Annotated in this window: 17 protein-coding genes; 13 read left to right on the plus strand and 4 right to left on the minus strand. The window is 72.1% G+C overall.

Annotated features, from left to right (window positions below; all coding sequences use genetic code 11):
* The first annotated feature begins 44 nt into the window (after nucleotides 1-44).
* Nucleotides 45-1,784, plus strand: a complete 1,740-nt coding sequence (locus tag ACERZO_RS44800; RefSeq protein ID WP_372672145.1) for a serine/threonine-protein kinase — start codon at nucleotides 45-47, stop codon at nucleotides 1,782-1,784.
* On the opposite strand, the gene ACERZO_RS44805 is transcribed toward ACERZO_RS44800, so the two are convergent.
* Nucleotides 1,781-2,413: a MerR family transcriptional regulator gene (locus tag ACERZO_RS44805; protein ID WP_372672146.1), complete on the minus strand. Its 633-nt coding sequence runs from the start codon at nucleotides 2,411-2,413 to the stop codon at nucleotides 1,781-1,783. The genes ACERZO_RS44800 and ACERZO_RS44805 overlap by 4 nt on opposite strands.
* Before the next feature lie 113 nt (nucleotides 2,414-2,526).
* Here ACERZO_RS44805 and ACERZO_RS44810 point away from each other — a divergent pair, with 113 nt between their 5' ends.
* From ACERZO_RS44810 to ACERZO_RS44820, 3 genes are read left to right on the plus strand one after another with little or no spacing between them, the layout of a single operon-like run.
* Entirely contained in the window at nucleotides 2,527-3,462 is a 936-nt protein-coding gene (locus tag ACERZO_RS44810; RefSeq protein ID WP_372672082.1) for a hypothetical protein, read from the plus strand.
* Nucleotides 3,459-3,878 carry an ABA4-like family protein gene (locus tag ACERZO_RS44815; RefSeq protein WP_372672083.1) on the plus strand — a complete coding sequence of 140 codons (420 nt, stop codon included), beginning with the start codon at nucleotides 3,459-3,461 and terminating at the stop codon, nucleotides 3,876-3,878. The genes ACERZO_RS44810 and ACERZO_RS44815 overlap by 4 nt, the downstream gene beginning before the upstream one ends.
* Nucleotides 3,875-4,654: a purine-nucleoside phosphorylase gene (locus ACERZO_RS44820; RefSeq protein ID WP_372672084.1), complete on the plus strand. Its 780-nt coding sequence runs from the start codon at nucleotides 3,875-3,877 to the stop codon at nucleotides 4,652-4,654. The genes ACERZO_RS44815 and ACERZO_RS44820 overlap by 4 nt, the downstream gene beginning before the upstream one ends.
* Before the next feature lie 91 nt (nucleotides 4,655-4,745).
* Here ACERZO_RS44820 and ACERZO_RS44825 read toward each other — a convergent pair whose 3' ends face one another.
* Nucleotides 4,746-5,906: a glycosyltransferase gene (locus tag ACERZO_RS44825; protein ID WP_372672085.1), complete on the minus strand. Its 1,161-nt coding sequence runs from the start codon at nucleotides 5,904-5,906 to the stop codon at nucleotides 4,746-4,748.
* Nucleotides 5,907-5,942: 36 nt separating this feature from the next.
* Between ACERZO_RS44825 and ACERZO_RS44830 the strand changes: the two genes are divergently transcribed.
* From ACERZO_RS44830 to ACERZO_RS44870, 9 genes are all read left to right on the plus strand, one after another.
* Entirely contained in the window at nucleotides 5,943-7,571 is a 1,629-nt protein-coding gene (locus ACERZO_RS44830) for a phospho-sugar mutase (protein WP_372672147.1), read from the plus strand.
* Entirely contained in the window at nucleotides 7,571-8,023 is a 453-nt protein-coding gene (locus tag ACERZO_RS44835; protein WP_372672086.1) for a flavodoxin family protein, read from the plus strand. Before ACERZO_RS44830 ends, ACERZO_RS44835 begins: the two co-directional genes overlap by 1 nt.
* Before the next feature lie 297 nt (nucleotides 8,024-8,320).
* Complete coding sequence (locus ACERZO_RS44840) at nucleotides 8,321-8,725, plus strand: XRE family transcriptional regulator (protein WP_284748016.1); 405 nt, start codon at nucleotides 8,321-8,323, stop codon at nucleotides 8,723-8,725.
* Nucleotides 8,722-9,243 (plus strand): hypothetical protein, encoded by a 522-nt coding sequence (locus tag ACERZO_RS44845; RefSeq protein WP_364460348.1) that lies wholly within the window; start codon nucleotides 8,722-8,724, stop codon nucleotides 9,241-9,243. Before ACERZO_RS44840 ends, ACERZO_RS44845 begins: the two co-directional genes overlap by 4 nt.
* Nucleotides 9,240-10,361, plus strand: coding sequence for an MAB_1171c family putative transporter (locus ACERZO_RS44850; RefSeq protein ID WP_372672087.1), 1,122 nt, complete (start codon nucleotides 9,240-9,242; stop codon nucleotides 10,359-10,361). The genes ACERZO_RS44845 and ACERZO_RS44850 overlap by 4 nt, the downstream gene beginning before the upstream one ends.
* Before the next feature lies 1 nt (nucleotide 10,362).
* The gene (locus ACERZO_RS44855) at nucleotides 10,363-11,526 is read left to right on the plus strand and encodes an amidohydrolase family protein (RefSeq protein ID WP_372672088.1); all 1,164 of its coding nucleotides are present in this window, start codon (nucleotides 10,363-10,365) and stop codon (nucleotides 11,524-11,526) included.
* Nucleotides 11,527-11,613: 87 nt separating this feature from the next.
* Entirely contained in the window at nucleotides 11,614-11,997 is a 384-nt protein-coding gene (locus tag ACERZO_RS44860) for a hypothetical protein (RefSeq protein ID WP_372672089.1), read from the plus strand.
* A gap of 21 nt (nucleotides 11,998-12,018) precedes the next feature.
* Entirely contained in the window at nucleotides 12,019-13,308 is a 1,290-nt protein-coding gene (gene hisS / locus ACERZO_RS44865) for a histidine--tRNA ligase (RefSeq protein ID WP_372672090.1), read from the plus strand.
* A gap of 32 nt (nucleotides 13,309-13,340) precedes the next feature.
* On the plus strand, nucleotides 13,341-14,582 hold the full coding sequence (locus ACERZO_RS44870; RefSeq protein WP_372672091.1) for a HEAT repeat domain-containing protein: 1,242 nt from the start codon (nucleotides 13,341-13,343) through the stop codon (nucleotides 14,580-14,582).
* On the opposite strand, the gene ACERZO_RS44875 is transcribed toward ACERZO_RS44870, so the two are convergent.
* Nucleotides 14,572-15,768, minus strand: a complete 1,197-nt coding sequence (locus ACERZO_RS44875) for a sensor histidine kinase (RefSeq protein WP_372672092.1) — start codon at nucleotides 15,766-15,768, stop codon at nucleotides 14,572-14,574. The genes ACERZO_RS44870 and ACERZO_RS44875 overlap by 11 nt on opposite strands.
* Nucleotides 15,765-16,412 (minus strand): response regulator transcription factor, encoded by a 648-nt coding sequence (locus ACERZO_RS44880; protein ID WP_372672148.1) that lies wholly within the window; start codon nucleotides 16,410-16,412, stop codon nucleotides 15,765-15,767. Before ACERZO_RS44880 ends, ACERZO_RS44875 begins: the two co-directional genes overlap by 4 nt.
* Nucleotides 16,413-16,473 lie beyond the last annotated feature (61 nt).

The raw sequence follows: 16,473 nt of genomic DNA on the forward strand, positions 1-16,473 counted from the left end.
TACGACACAATCAGGGGGTGCCCCCCTCCAGCGAAGAGACACGAGTGGTCGCCGGTCGCTACCGGCTGCGTTCGGTGCTCGGCTCCGGCTCGATGGGCACCGTCTGGTCCGCCTACGACGAGTTCCTGCACCGGCAGGTGGCCGTCAAGGAGATGAAGGTGCCGCCGGGCATCCCGGCGTCCCAGGCGGACGAGCTGCGGGAGCGGACGCTGCGCGAGGCCCGCGCGATCGCCGTCCTGTCCCACCCGAACGTGATCATCCTGCACGACGTCGCCCGCGAGAACGACCAGCCGTTCGTGGTCATGGAGCTGCTGCCCTCGCGCAGCCTCGCGCACATCCTGCGCGACCACGGGCCGCTGACCGTCGAGCAGGCCGCCGCGGTCGGCATCGCCGTGGCCTCCGCGCTGGAGGCCGCGCACGCCGCCGGCATCACCCACCGCGACGTCAAGCCGGGCAACGTCCTGGTCGCCAGCGACGGCCGGATCAAGCTGACCGACTTCGGCATCGCCCGCAACGTCTCCGAGGCGACCATGACCCGCACCGGGATCATGCTCGGCTCCCCCGCCTACATCGCGCCCGAGGTCGCCTCGGGCGGCGCGGTCGTCCCGGCCGCCGACCTCTGGGGCCTCGGCGCGACGCTGTTCGCCGCGGTCGAGGGCGCACCGCCGTACGACGCCGACGGCGACCCCCTGGAAACCGTCGGCAAGGTCGTCAACGGCAAGGTGCCCAAGCCGAAGGCCGGCCCGCTGGCCGCCGTCATCACGGCGTTGATGAAGAAGGAGCCGGGCGACCGGATCACCCTGCGCGAGGTCCGGCACCGGCTCTACCCGCTGCAGACGAAGACGCCGCTCGACCTCTTCGGGCCCGAGCTGTTCCGCACCCCGGACGGGAAGAAGACGTCCGCGCAGCCGGACGCGACCGACACCCAGGTGATCAAGACCGTCCTGCCCGAGAAGGCGGAGAAGAAGTCCGAGGAGTCGAGCAGCGAGCTCGCCACCGACCCCGGGCCGCTGCCGTTCCTGCGGCCGCCCACACCGCCGGCCCCTTCGTCCTCGTCCTCGTCCTCGCCTTCGCCGGAGCCGGCGACCCTGTTCGTCGCGCCGCCGCGGGCCGGGCGGCGCACCGCGCGGGCGACGGCCGTGCTCGTCGCCGTGGCGATCCTGCTCTTCCTGCTGGCCGCGGGCGGCGGGTTCGCGCTGGCCAGGACGGTCGGCGGGCAGTCGCTGCTGCCCCCGGCCGCCGAGCCGGCGCCCACGTCGAACGGGCCGACGCAGGTGCCGCCGCCGACCCTGGTCCCCCTGACCGGCAACGGCAGCTACCTCAACAACGACGGCGGCCAGTACACCCTCCAGGTGCCGGAGGGCTGGCAGAAGTTCGTCGCCCCGCACAACTCGAGGTTCGGGCTGAGCCTGGTCGTCCAGTACGTCTCCCCGGACGGGCGCCGGTCGCTGCGCCTGGAGCGGCTCGCGAAGTACTTCGACCAGACCGAGGGCTACGACGACTACGTCAGCTGGCTGCGGCAGGCCTACCCGGACAACACGTTCGAGCTGTACGGCCCCTGGCCCCAGCCGGACAAGAGCGAGACGCTGACCTACCGCCTGGCCGAGGGCGGCGCGCTGCCCCAGCAGGACGGCAGCGGCGGCACCCGCGTGACCTTCATGAAGCTGCTGCAGGCCGGGACGAGCCTGTGGCTCCTGTCGGTCACCGTCCCGGCCGAGCAGGAGCGGTCGGGCCAGGAGGACGTCTTCGAGCGCGTCGCGGGGACGCTGCAGGTCACCGACTAGGGCGCCCGGTCCAGCACCTCGCGGGACGCGAACTCCTGCGCGAGGTGGCGCAGGCCGGTGAAGATCCGGTCGCCCAGGACCGTCGCGACCAGGCCGGCCTCGATGATCTTGTCGAAGGACGTCAGGCCCGTCACGACTTCGACGTCGAGCTCCGCGACGCGCATCGCCAGCGCGAAGTACTCGTCGAGGCGGTCGGCGAGCTTCTCGTGCCCCAGCTCCTTCGCCGTGGCCAGCGCGGCGATGAGGTTGCCGATCGTGTGGTCCTCCGTCCCGTGCCACGCCCAGCCGTGGCGGTCGGCCAGGTCGTGGAGCAGCTCGGACGCCCACTCGGCGGCCTCGTCCGACACCTTGGGCGGGGTCCCCGCCAGCTCCTGCTGGACGACGCCCATCGTCTCGTGCGGGGTCGCGTCGCCGTCGATCGCGGCGAGGACCGCTCCGACCGACGCCAGCGGCAGCCCGCCCACCTCGGTGAGCGCCTTGACCAGCCGGAGCCGCTGGACGTGGGCCGCGGAGTAGCGGGCCTGGTTGGGGCTGGTGCGCTCGCCCGGGAAGAGCAGGCCTTCCCGCAGGTAGTACTTGACGGTCGCGACCGGCACCCCCGACTCGGCGCTCAGTTCCGCCATCCGCATGCGCATCCGCTCCGATCCCCGGGTCGGTCTCCGGGGGAACCCTGAAGACTTCTCAGCATGGATAGTTTAGCTTCCCATAACGGAGAGCTTGACTATCCATTCTGGGAGGAACCATGACCATCCTTGCCGACGTCCGGAGCAGAACGCGCGGGTGGCACCGGCCGTCCGCGATCGCGGCCGCCGCCCTGGGGGTGGTGGCGGTGCTCTGCGTCGCCGCCCTGCTCGTGGACCAGCGAACCCTGGCCGGCGCGCCGATCTGGGCGAAGCCGTTCAAGTTCGCGGTGTCCGGCGCCCTCTACTTCGCCACCTGGAGCTGGCTCGTCTCGCTGCTGCCGCGGTTCCGGCGCACGGCGTCCTGGCTGACGAACTTCCTGGTCCTGATCTTCGCCGCAGAGTACGTCCTGCTGGTCTTCCAGGCGGCGCGCGGCCGGGCGAGCCACTTCAACAACGCCACGCCGCAGGACGCGCTGATCTACAACGTCATGGGCAAGATGATCATGGGTCTGTGGGTCGCCACGCTCGTGCTGACCGTCCTGGTCCTTTTCACCAAGCTCGAGGACCGGGCGAGCTTCTGGGCCGTGCGCGCCGGCGCCGTGCTGTCCCTGGTGGGGATTTCGCTGGGCATCCTGATGACGTCGCCGACCGCGCAGCAGCTCGCGCAGTGGCAGACCGGGGGCACGCCGGACACGGTCGGCGCGCACACCGTCGGGCTCGCCGACGGCGGCCCCGGTCTGCCCATCCTCGGCTGGAGCACGGTGGCGGGCGACCTGCGGATCCCGCACTTCGTCGGGATGCACGCGCTGCAGGTGCTGCCGCTGCTGGCCATCGCGCTCGCGGCGCTGGCCCCGCGGTTCGCCCGGCTGCGCGACGACGCCGTCCGCGCGCGGCTCGTCCTGGTCGGTGCCGCCGGGTACGCGGGGCTGACCGCGCTGGTGACGTGGCAGGCGCTGCGGGCGCAGTCGATCGTGCACCCGGACGCCACGACGCTGGGCGCGTTCGCGGCGCTGGTCGCGGCCGTCGGGCTCAGCTCGTGGGCCGTGACCCGATGATCCTCTTCGACCTCGCGTTCCCGCTGGCCGTGCCGTTCTGGGCGGTGATGATCCTGGCGCCGAACTGGCGGTGGACGCCGCGGATCATGGCGTCGCCGTGGGTGCCGCTGCTGCCGCTGGCCTGCTACTTCGCGCTCGAGCTGCCGCACTTCGGCGAGTGGGGGCGGGCGATGCTCTCGCCGGACCTCGGCGTGCTGCAGACGCTGCTGGCCACGCCGTGGGGCGCCGGGCTCGTCTGGGCGCACCTCATCGCGTTCGACCTGTTCATCGCGCGGTGGATGTACTTCGAAGGCCGGTCAGCGGGGCTTTCGGTGTGGATCGTGAGCCCGATCCTGGTGCTGACGATCTTCCTGTCGCCGTTCGGGCTGGTGGTGTTCCTGGTGGCGCGAAGTGTCCGGTTACGCTCCCTCGCATGAGTGAACACGAGGCCGCGAGCGCCATCGCCAAGCGCACCGGCGTGGACGCGCACGACATCGCGGTGGTCCTGGGGTCGGGCTGGCGCCCGGCGGCGGACGTCATCGGGGAGTGCGAGACGGAGATCCCGTTCGCCGAGCTGCCCGGCTTCACCACGCCCGGCGCGGTGGGGCACGGCGGCACCATCCGCTCGCTGAAGATCGGCGACAAGAACGTCCTGGTGCTGCTCGGGCGGACGCACTTCTACGAGGGCAAGGGCATCGACCCGGTGGTGCACAACGTGCGCACCGCGGCGGCGGCCGGCGTCCGGACGGTGCTGCTGACGAACGCGGCGGGCGGGCTGCGCCAGGGCTTCAAGGTGGGTCAGCCGGTGCTGATCTCCGACCACCTGAACCTGACCGCGCGCTCGCCGATCGTGGGCGCGAACTTCGTCGACCTGACCGACCTGTACTCGGCGCGGCTGCGGAAGATCGCGCGGGAGATCGACCCGTCGCTGGAGGAGGGCGTCTACGCGGGCCTGACCGGCCCGCACTTCGAGACGCCGGCCGAAATCCACATGCTGCGCACGCTGGGCGCGGACCTGGTCGGCATGTCGACGGTCCTCGAGGCGATCGCGGCCCGCGCGGCCGGGGTCGAGGTGTTCGGGCTGTCGCTGGTGACGAACCTCGCGGCCGGCATGACGGGCGAGCCGCTGAACCACCAGGAAGTCCTCGAAGCGGGCCGCGCGGCGGCGACGCAGATGGGCTCCCTGCTGCGCGAGCTGGTCACCCGCGCCTGACCCGAGCGCCCCAAGGTGGCCTTCGGTGCGTCTGACGCACCGAAGGCCACCTTGGGTGCGTCAGACGCAACCAAGGCCACATTGGGGCGCTTCAGGCCAAGGTCGGGAGCTGGGCGGCCACCTCGGCCGGGGACGGCATCGCCGCGACTTCCCCGGCCAAGGTGCGGGCCGCGTCGCGAACCGCGGAGTCCGTGAGCAGGTGACGGGCTTTCGCGGCCACCGCTTCAGCTGAGACGTCGGCGGCCAAGAGGCGGTCGCCTACGCCGGCCGCCACTACCGCGGCCGCGTTGCTGAACTGGTCCGCGCCCTGTGGCAGCAGCAGCTGCGGGCGGCCCGCGCCGAACGCGCCGAGCGTCGTGCCGCTGCCGCCGTGGTGGACCACCAGGTCGACGTGCGGCAGCAACGCCGCCTGCGCGACCCACGTCTCGAGCCGGACGTTGGCCGGGACCTCGCCCAGTGCCGCCGGGTCGACCGTCGGGCCCGTCGCGACCAGGACGTCGACGTCCAAACCGGACAGACCGGCGATCGCCGCGCCCAGCACGCCCGCGTGGCCCATCGCCGTGCCGAGCGTCAGGTACACCAACGGCCGCGAGCGGTCCAGCACCCCCGAAGGCAGCTCGCCCGGCTCGCTCCAGCCCACCGGCCGCAGCGGGACGCGCTTCGTCCGCGCCAGGAAACCCGGGTCCTGCACCGATTCCGGGCAGATGTCGATGAACGGGCCGCCGAACGCCAGGTCTTCGCCGAGCGTGATGCCCAGTTCGGAACCGTGCGCGCGGATCGCGTCGCGGATCTTCGTCACCATCGGGTCGTCGCTCGACACGCGGCCGAACCCGTGTGCCACCACGGGAATCCCGGCCTTCATCGCGGCGAACGCGCCGCCGGAGTTGCCGGCCTCGCTCACGACGAGCTCGGGCCGGAACCGCGAGAACAGCGGCAGCAGGTCGGCGACGAACGTCTTCGGCATCAGCTCGCCGAAGACCTTCCCGACGATCGGCCCGAGCACCTCCGGCGGGACCTCGCCCGGTGGGCGCCGCGGGCCGGGCGGCCCGGCCTCGGCGAAGGCCTGCCCGAACGCGTCCTTGATGGCGAGCCCGGCGGCCGCCGTCTCCAGGCCGGCTTTCGTCAGCTGTGGCAGGAAGTCTTCCGAGGTGGCGAAGACGACGTCGTGGCCCGCGTCCCGCGCGGCGACCGCCAGCGGGACGAGCGGGAACGTGTGACCGAAGGACCCCAGTGAGGTGAAGAGCAAGCGCACTCTCCCGACCCTAGCCCGTAGGCTGGCGCGGTGACGATGGATTCGACCTTGCGCGACGCCGCCTCCCGCTGGATCGCCGACGACCCGGACGACGACGCGCGCGCCGAGCTGCAGAACGTTCTCGCGAAGGCGACGGGCGGCGACGCCGGTGCGGCCGACGAGCTGGCCGACCGGATGGCCGGGCCCCTCGAGTTCGGCACCGCGGGGCTGCGCGGGCCGGTGCGCGCCGGGCCGAACGGGATGAACGTCGCCGTCGTCACGCGGACGACTGCTGGTGTCGCGGAATGGCTGAAGGCGCACGGGCACGCCGGCGCGCTGGTCGTCGTCGGGCGGGACGCGCGGCACGGCTCGGAAGCCTTCGCGACCGCGGCCGCCGAGGTCCTCGTCGCGGCCGGGTTCGACGTCAAGGTGTTCCCGAAGCCGCTGCCGACGCCGGTGCTCGCGTTCGCCGTCGGGCGCCTCGGCGCGGTGGCCGGCATCCAGATCACCGCGTCGCACAACCCGCCCGCCGACAACGGGTACAAGCTCTACGACGCCACCGGCGGCCAGATCGTCCCGCCGGCCGACGGCGAGATCGAGCGGGCCATCCAGGCCGCGCCCGCCGCGGTGAGCGTGCCGCGGGCGCCCGGTGCCGAGGTCGTCGACCTGCTCGACTCCTACCTCGACGAAGTCGCGACGCTGCCGATGGGCGCCGAGCGCACGGTGCGCGTGGCCGCGACGGCGTTGCACGGCGTCGGCGCCGACACGCTGCGCGCCGCGTTCGAGCGGGCCGGGTTCACCGACCTGCACCTGGTGGACGACCAGGCCGCGCCGGACCCGGACTTCCCGACCGTGTCGTTCCCGAACCCGGAAGAACCCGGCGCGACCGACCTGCTGCTGGCGCTGGCGTCCGAAGTGGACGCCGACCTGGCGATCGCGCTCGACCCGGACGCCGACCGCTGCGCGCTGGGCGTCCGCGACCGGGACGGCCGGTGGCGGATGCTGCGCGGCGACGAGACCGGTGTCCTGCTCGGCTCGTACGTCCTGTCCACAGTGGACCGCACGGTCCTGCCGGACCCGCTGGTCGCGACGACGATCGTGTCGTCGTCGATGCTCGGCGAGATCGCGAAAGCCGAAGGCGCCCGCTACGCCGAGACGCTCACCGGCTTCAAGTGGCTCGTCCGCGCCGGCGAAGGCTTGGTCTTCGCCTACGAAGAAGCGCTCGGCCTGTGCGTGAACCCGGGTTTCGTGCGCGACAAGGACGGCATCGCCGCCGCGACGCTGGCGGCCGGCTACACCGCGCGGCTGAAGGCGCGGGGCCGCACGCCGCTGGACGTCCTGGACGAGCTGGCCGAGCGCCACGGCGTCCACCTCACCGACCAGGTTTCCCTGCGGGTGACCGACCTCGCCGTCCGCGGGCAGCTGATGGCGAAGGTGCGGGAGACGCCGCCGGCCGAGCTGGGCGGGGTCGCCGTCACGCTCGAAGACCTGCTGCCGGACGCGGATGTGCTGCGCCTGACCGGCGAAGGCGTGCGCGTGGTCGTCCGCCCGTCCGGGACGGAACCGAAGCTGAAGGCGTACCTGCAGGTCGTGGCCCCGGTGCCGGGTTCGCTCGCGGAGGCGCGTGACGCCGCGACCGCGCGGCTGGGCGCGTTGCGGACGGCTGTCGAGGAGCTGCTCGCCTGATGCCGCGGCTGCTCATCGTCCACCACACGCCGTCGCCGTCGACGCAGGCGCTGTTCGAGGCGGTGCTGGCGGGCGCGACGCACCCGGACATCGAGGGCGTGGAGGTGGTCCGCCGCGCGGCACTGGCGGCGACCGTCCCCGACGTCCTCGAGGCGGACGGCTACCTGCTGGGCACGCCCGCGAACCTGGGCAGCATGAGCGGGGCGCTGAAGCACTTCTTCGACACCGTTTATTACCCGTGCCTGGACGCGACGCGGGGCCGGCCGTTCGGCTACTGGATCCACGGCGGCAGCGACACGTCGGGAACCGAACGCCAGCTGCTCGCCATCACGACGGGCTTGGCCTGGGAGAAGGTGGCGGCGCCGGTGATCAGCACGGGCGAGCCGGACAAGAAGACCTTGGACGCGTGCACCGAGCTGGGCGGCACCGTGGCCGCCACGCTGATGTCCTGAAAAGTAAGGGGCCTGTCACCGGAAGCCCTGGGGGTCGACCTCCGGCAACAGGCCGTGGCCAAGGGATCGCCGCGAGGGCGTTCGACCTTGGCAAGCTGAAGCGTACTACACCGGGGCGATCATGACGAGTCGAGAAGACACGACAGCCTCTCGTCTTGCGGTTCCGTACACCCCCAGGGTACGGAGAGCAAGACGAGAGGCGTGCCAACTGTAAACCACTGCATACGATAGCTGTCAACATGTGCGTACAGTGGTTTCCGGGCTAGAATTTTCACGGTGGAAACCTAGGGGGCGGGTATGGCACGGGAACGCACTTTCGCGGAACGGCTGAGCGCCCTGATCGAGGCGGCTCGGGTCGACGGCCGCGCGCCGCACAGCTACCGGGAGATCTCGGCCGCGGTCGAGCGGGCGGGTGGGCCGGCGATGTCGCCCGCCTACCTGCAGCAGCTGGCCACGGGCAAGCGCGTCAACCCGAAGATCCACTATGTTGAGGCCTTGGCGAGACTGTTCGGCGTGCCCGTCACGTACTTCTTCGACGAAGAGGCGGCCGCGCCCCCGGCCGGGGAAGCGCAGCTGATGGCGATGCGGGCGCAGGAGCTTTCGCCGCAGGGGCGCCGGCAGGTGATGGACCTGCTGGAGCTGGTGGAGCGCTACGAGCGGGCCGAACGCGAGGGCCGGAACCCGGAGGACGCCGCGCGATGAAGGAACGGGAGCTGCGCCGCCGCTGCCGCAAGCTGCTGAAGCAGCTGGACATCGGCCCGCCGCTCGACGTCGAAGTGCTCTGCGCGCGGCTGGGCGAACAACGGGGCAAGCCGATCCGGCTGATGGCCTATCCGCTGGAGGTGCCGGGCCCGTTCGGTTGCTGGATCGCCACTTCTTCCGCGGATTACATCTTTTATCAGGCCGAAACCACGAAATCCCACCAGGACCACATCATCCTGCACGAGCTCGGCCACATGCTGGCCGACCACCACCCGCACGGCGACGCCGAGCCGGCGGACTTCCTGCGCGGTCCGGTTCCGGATCTTGACCCGGATGCAGTACACCGCGCACTGCGTCGCTCGTCCTACGATGACGCCCACGAGTGGGAAGCCGAGACCGTCGCGACCATCATCCTCGAGTGGGCGTCGGTCCTGAACTACACGATCCCGCGGCGTGCTGCGGACCGGGATCTCCGCCGGATCCAGGGGACGCTCGGCGATCACCAAGGGTGGTTGTGAGCACACTTTTCAGCCCCGTGAACGTTGTCGCGATGGTGCTGTTCGCCGCTGCCTTGGCGTGGCGGATCTACCAGGTGCAGCGCGCGCCGACGGTGCCGAACTGGGCCGTCACCGCGTGCGTCGCCGGGTTCGCCGCGGCGTTCCTGCTGCAGCAGCAGGTCGTGTCCGACGAGGTCGACGCGGTGTTCGGCCGCGGTGCCGCGCGCGTCGCCAACAACGCGCTGCTGGCGTGCGCGGTCTGCGCGCTGGTCATCTTCTTCCTCGGCTCGGCGCTGGGCCCGCGGCGCTACCGCCGGGTGGCGGTCGAGCTGGTGCCGCTGGCCGCGGCGATCACGCTGATGGTCGTGACGATGGCCCTGACGGCGCCCGAGCTGCGCGGGCTCCCGCTCGGGCCGTCGACGATCCACGACAGCGGCGTCGCGAGCTTCTACCTCGGCGCCGGGCTGTACCTGATCTACGGCCTGATCGCCTGTACGACGTGGATCGTCCGCTACCAGCGGGTGGCCGACCGGAACCTGCGGATCGGCCTGCGGCTGGGCGCGATCGGCCTGGCCAGCGCGGCGATCGGCAGCATCTTCCGCGCGCTGTACATCGTGGTGGCGTGGGTGTTCGGCCCGGTCGTCAAGATCCTGCTGCTGCTCGGGGTGCCGTTCGTGATCGTCGGCGGGATGCTGTTCCTGCTCGGCGTCACCTACCCCGGCGTGCGGGCGCGGGTTTCGGCGTTGCGGCGACGGCGTCAGCACCGCCGGGAGCACGAGGCACTCGGTCCGTTGTGGACGGTCCTGGTGCAGGCGTTCCCCAGCATCGTGCTGCGGACCCCGCCCCGCAGTCGCGGCGAACGCCTGTCGCCGCGCAGCATCCACCGCGTCCACTACCGCCGGGTGATCGAGATCCGCGACGGCCTGGTGCAGCTGTCGCCGTACCTGGACGAAGGGTTCGGCGAAGTCGTCGCGACCGATCCCCGCTCCGCGGCGGCGGCGTTGAAGGCGGCGCTGGCGCGGCACGCGGCGGGCGAGGAGAACGACGGCCACGCCAAGCAGGTCCTGCCCGCACCGGCGGACGACATCGAATCCGACGTCCGGCCGCTGCTGGCGCTGTCGGCGGCCATGGAGTCGTGACGTGGACACGGTGATCACCGCCGGCCGGGTGCTGCCGCGCCCCTCGGCGCCGGTCGTCGACGGCGCGGTGCTGGTGCGCGACGGCGTGATCGTGGCGGCCGGCCCGCGCGCGGAGGTGCTGCCGCAGGCCGCGCCGGACGCCGTCCGCCATGACTTCCCGACCGGGACCGCGCTGGCCGGGTTGTTCAACGTCCACGTGCACCTGGCTTTCGACGCTTCCCGGGAGATGCTGGCGCACTTCTCCGAAGGCACTTCGGTCGAAGACGCGCGTTCGCGGTTGTCGTCGATGCTGCGCAGCGGCGTCACGACCGTGCGGGACCTCGGGGACCGCGGCCACCTGGGCACTTCGGTCCGGCGGTCGTTCTCGGACGAGGTGGCGCCCCGGCTGCTGGTGTCGGGCCCGCCGATCACGGTGCCGGACGGGCACTGCCACTTCTTCGGCGGCGCGGTGACATCCGACGACGATATCCGCGCGTTGATCGATGCCAACGCGGAAGCGGGCGCGGACGTGATCAAGGTGATGGCCAGCGGCGGCCAGATCACCGAGGGCGGCGCGGACATGTGGGAATCGCAGTTCGACGCGCGGCAGCTCTCGGTGGTGGTTGCGCACGCGGCGTCGCACGGCCTGCCGGTGGCGGCCCACGCCCACGGCGCGGACGCGATCGAGGCAGCCGTCGAGGCCGGGGTGTCGACGGTCGAGCACTGCAGTTTTCTGACGGGACCACGGTCGTTCGACCGGCGGGACGCGGTGGCGTCGCGGATGGCGGCTTCGGGCATCTCGGCGTGTTCGACGAGCAGCCGCAACTGGCGAACGATCGTCGAGAAGCTCGGCGACGAAGTCGCCCAGGCGATGTACGGCCGCCTGCCGTGGCTGGAGGAGCACGGCGTACGGCTGCTGGCGGGGACGGACGCGGGGCTGCCGGGGTCGGTCTTCGACGATCCGGTGGGGGCGCTGGAGCTGTACGAGTGGCTCGGGTTTTCGCGGCGGCGGATCTTGGAGATCGCCACGTGCGATTCCGCGGCGGGGCTGGGGCTGGCCGACGTGACCGGGCGGCTCGAGGCCGGTTTGGCGGCGGATGTGCTCGTCGTCGAGGGTGACCCGCTGGCGTCGCTGGCCGCGCTGCGGAACCCGCTGCTGGTGCTGGCCCAGGGCCGCGAAGCCTAGTTTCCCGATCGGGGAATGCCTGGTTTGGTGACACTGTTTTAAAACAGTGTTACGGTAGCCTCCACCACCCCGAGAAGGAGTCCCCCGATGCACGGACCCACCCAGCTCTTCACCGTGATCGCCCTGGTCTCGCTGCCCACCGTCATGTACGGGGGCTACGCCCTGATGGGCGTCCTGCGGGACCGCAAGCTCACCGAACACCAGCGCGCGATGTTCCGCGCCGGCCACGCGCACGCCGGTGTCCTGCTGGTCCTCGCCCTGGTCGTCCTGCAGATCCTCAGCCGCACGACCCTGTCGGACACCACGCTGTGGATCACCTGCTTCCTGCTGCTCTTCGGGATCCTCGCCCAGTCCGGCGGCTTCTTCCTGCACCTGCTCCCCAACCAGGGCCGGCGAGGCGGACGCGTCACCAGCGTCGGCGCCGTGCTGCTCGCCGCCGCCGTCCTCATCACCGCCTACGGAGTCCTCTGAACCGGTCGTTAAGCTGGTCACGTGCCTGAATACCTGCCGACCGCGCCCTACAAGGGGACCCGGGACTTCCTGCCCGCCGAAATGTCCGTGCGTACCCAGGTGTTCGGTCATCTCTACGACGTCCTGGAGCGCCGCGGCTTCCTCCGCTACGACGGCCCGATCCTCGAGTCGGCCGAGATCTACGAGCGGAAGTCCGGGCAGGAGCTCGCGGACAAGCAGCTCTACACCCTCACCGACAAGGGCGGCCGGCGGCTGGCGCTGCGTCCGGAGATGACGCCGTCGGTCGCGCGGATGATCGCCGGGAGCGCGAAGTCGCTGTCGTTCCCCGTCCGGTGGTACAGCCACCCGAACTGCCACCGGTACGAGGCGCCGCAGCGCGGCCGCGTCCGCGAGCACTGGCAGATCAACGCCGACATCTTCGGGTCGGACAGCGCCAACTGCGAGATCGAGATCTTCGAGCTGGTGCACGACATGATGGCTGCGCTGGGCGCGACGCCGGACATGTTCGTGCTGCGCGTCAACGACCGGAACCTGCTGACGTCGGCGCTGACCGACGTCGCCGGCGTCTCCGAAGACCACCTGGCCCAGGTGTTCGCGCTCGTCGACCGCTGGGAGAAGTACCCGCGCGAGAAGCTGGCCGAGAGCGCCGGCGAGATCGGCTTGTCGGACAAGCAGTTCGAGAAGCTGGCCGAGACGCTCGACATGGGCGAGGCGCTGCTCGACGAGCTCCCGGCCGAGGTGCGCGAGCAGTCGAACCTGGTGAAGGTGCTGAACAGCAGCGCGGGCAGCCTGGTGAAGTACGAGCCGATGATCGTGCGCGGGCTGGCGTACTACACGTCGACCGTGTTCGAGGTCTTCGACACCTCGCCGGAGAACCGCCGCGCGCTGTTCGGCGGCGGGCGCTACAGCGACCTCGCGTCGATGTTCACGCCGCAGCAGATCCCGGGCATCGGCTTCGGCATGGGTGACGTCACGCTGATGGACTTCCTCGACACGCACGGCCTGACCCCGGCCCCGCGCAGCGAGGTCGACGTCATGGTGATCCCGGTGACCGAGGACCTCTCGGACGCGGCCCGCTCGGTGGCGGCGTCCCTGCGCGGCGCGGGCCTGCGGACGTCGACGCCGATCGAGCACCGCAAGCTGGGCAAGGAGCTGACCCGCGCGGACAAGGCCGGCGCGGCCGCGGTGGTGATCGTCGGCCAGGAGGACTGGGCGGCGGGCAACGTGACGGTCCGCAGCCTCGCGACCCGGGAGCAGAACCCGGTCGCGATCGCCGACGCCCCCGCGGCGGTGCAGGCCCTGCTGAGCTGAAAACGAGTCGACGCCCCTGGCACGCTGAGGGGGTGTTGGACCTCGACCAGCTCATCGACGGTGACGTGCGGCGGTGGGCGGATTTCGACCTGGAGCTCCGGCGGACCTACTGGCCCGCCGGCACTCGCTGCACCCCGAGGGAAGCACTGGTCGTCGCCGCCTGCTCGTCCGACGGCTACCTGCGGGAGGCGGCGGTCCACCGGCTCGCGGTCAGCCCGGACCCCGAAGCGCTGCCGCTGCTGCTGATCCGCTGCGTCGACTGGGTCGCGCCGGTCCGCGCGGCGGCGCGCCGGGCCGCGGTGTCCAAACTGGACGAATCGTCGCTGCGCGCGATGCTCCCGCTCCTCGGCGTCCTGCGGCGCCGCCAGGTCGACGACTGGATGATCGCGCTGCTGCGCGAAAACCTGCCCAGGCTGCTCGACGCCGCGCTGGCCGTCGAGGACCGGGAAACCCGCCGCTGGGCCCACCGCGAGGCGCTCGGTCTCCTTCCGCGGGACCGGCTGTTGGACATCGCGACGCGCGACGAGGACTTCGTCGTGCGCGCGATCACCGGCACCGCGCTGCTGGACCGCGGCGAGTGCGTCGAGGAACTCCTGGCCGCCGGAGCACCGAAGGTCCGGATGCGAGCGCTCACCATGGTCGGCCGCGCCGAGGAGTACTTGGCCGACCCGGCTTCGGCCGTGCGGTCGATGGCCCAAGCCCTGGTGCTCAAGGCGGGTGGCGACCCAGCTGTCCGCTACCGCGCGATGCCGGTCTCGTTCGGCATGCTGGCCGGGCTCGGCGAGACCGGCACGGCCGAAGACGCCGGCCTGCTGGAAAGCCGGCTCGGCGACGACCGGCCCCGGATCCGGCGGGTGGCGGTCCGCGGCCTGCGCCGGATCGCGCCGGAGTCGGCCGCGGTGCTGCCCCTGCTGACGGACCCCTCCCCCGCGGTCACCCGTCAGGTGGTGGAGTTCCTGCGCGGCAAGTTCATCGACCCGGCGACGCTCCAAGATCTGCTCGCCGCCGGCCGGCCGCTGCACACCCGGCGCGCGGCCGCGGCCCTCCTCCGTGCCCAGGACAGCTGGACGCGGCTGCACACCGACCTCCTCCTGCTGGCGGACCCGGAGCTGGCCGCCGCGGCCCACCAGGACATCCACTCCTGGCAGAAGCACGTGACCGGCGTGTACACCCCACCGCCGGCCGGCCGGCGAGCCGAAATGGAAGTCCTCTGCGATCAGCTCGAACCGGCGCTGGCGCGGGAGATCCGCTTCGCTCTGGGCATCACGGGCTGACCTCGCCGGCGCGGCGCAGCCGGAGGGTGAACGTCGCGCCCGCGCCCGGGCGGCCCGCCGCCGCGATCGTGCCGCCGTGGCCCGTCACCACTTCGCGGACCAACGCCAGCCCCAGCCCGAACCGGCGGCCGTCGCCATCGGATCCACGGGCGAAGCGCTCGAAGATCCGATCCGCGTCGGCCGCCGGGAAGCCGGCTCCCGTGTCGCGGACCCGCAGCTCCACGTGTGCTTCGTCCGGCACCCCCAGCCACACCTCGATCGACCCGCCCGGCGGGGTGTGGCCCAACGCGTTGTCCAGCAACGCCGACAGCACGCGCCGCAACGCCGTCGGCACGCCCTGGACCACGTACGGCCGCCGTTCCTTCGACACCGCGAGCCGGACCTGGCCCTCCCCCGCGCGGACCGCCTCCGCCGCGACGGCTTCTTCCGCGAGCGACCCCAGTTCCACCAGCTCCAGCGTCTGCCGGTCGCACGCCCGCGCCGACAGCAGCAGGTCCTCGACGACTTCGCCGAGCTCGCGCGTGCCGCGCACCAGCTGGTCGAGGTCGGCCGCGTCGCGGCCGGACGCGCGCCGGGCCAGCAGCTGCGCCCGCGTGTGCAGGCGGGTCAGCGGGGCGCGCAGCTCGTGGGACGCGTCCGCGACGAACGTCCGCTGCCGGCGCAGCGCGTCGGCCAGCGGGCGGATCGCCCGGCACGCCAGCACCCGGCCGCACAGCACGGCGGCCAGCAGGGCGAGCACCTCCGCGACCACCAGCCCGGACACCAGCGACGAGCGGTCCTGGATCTGGTACAGCTCCTCAAAGAACGCCTGCGAGACGACGCCGCCGCGGTTCTCGACGCGGATCGTGTACGTCATGTCGCCGATCGAACGCCGTTCCGTGTGAACGTCCCCGGCCGCCGGCACCGTCGCGTCCAGCGCCGCGATCGGCATCCCGGCCGGCGGGCGGCCCGCGGGCGCGTGCAGGACCGGGGTGAACAGCCAGACGCAGCCGGGCGGGGTCTCGGCCGGGCCCAGCTCGACCGTCCTGGCCAGCGTGCGGTCGGCCTCGGCGTGCTGGCGGGACAGCAGGATCCCGTAGGCGATCCCGCCCGCGACGGCGACCAGCAGCGACACGACCACGGCGACCTGCGCGGTGATCGCCCACCGCGCCCGCCGCAGGGCCCGCTCCTCGGGGTCGGCTCTCATACCGCGCCGATCTGGTAGCCGAGGCCGTGCACGGTCCGGACGACGTCGCGGCCGAGCTTGCGCCGCAGGTAGTAGACGTACGTGTCCACAATGGACTCCCCGGTCGAGTCGGCGAAGACGTTCGTGCGCAGCGCCGCGCGCGGGTGGATCGCCTTCGGCCGCTGCGCCAGCGTCCGCAGCAGCTCGAACTCCCGCCCGGACAGCGTGATCCGCTCCCCGCGCGGCAGCACGACCTCGTGCCGCTGCAGGTCGAGCGCCGCCGCGCCGAGTGGCAGGCACTCCGCGCCTTCGAGGTCGCGGCGGCCGAGCGCGCGCAGGCGGGCCAGCAGCTCGTCGGCCTCGAACGGCTTGACGAGGTAGTCGTCGGCGCCGGCGTCGAGCCCGCCCACCCGGTCGGCCAGCTCGCCCAGCGCCGAGAGCACCAGCACGCGCGTAGTCACCGCCCGGGCCCGCAGCCGCCGCAGCAGCTCCAGGCCGTCCAGCACCGGGAGCCGGCGGTCGATGATCAGCACGTCGTAGTGCCCGGTGAGCCCGAGGTGCAGCCCCCGTTGCCCGTCGTGCGCCGCGTCGATTTCGTAGCCTTCGTCCGCGAGCAGCTCGGTGAGCATGCCCGCCAGTTCCCGGTCGTCCTCGACCAGGAGCACTCGCGGTTTCGTTGCCCCATCGTGCACGCATCCATACTGGCAGTGATTTTCCGAAATTGAA

The organism is Amycolatopsis kentuckyensis, from assembly GCF_041679295.1.
Taxonomy (GTDB): Bacteria; Actinomycetota; Actinomycetes; order Mycobacteriales; family Pseudonocardiaceae; genus Amycolatopsis; species Amycolatopsis kentuckyensis_A.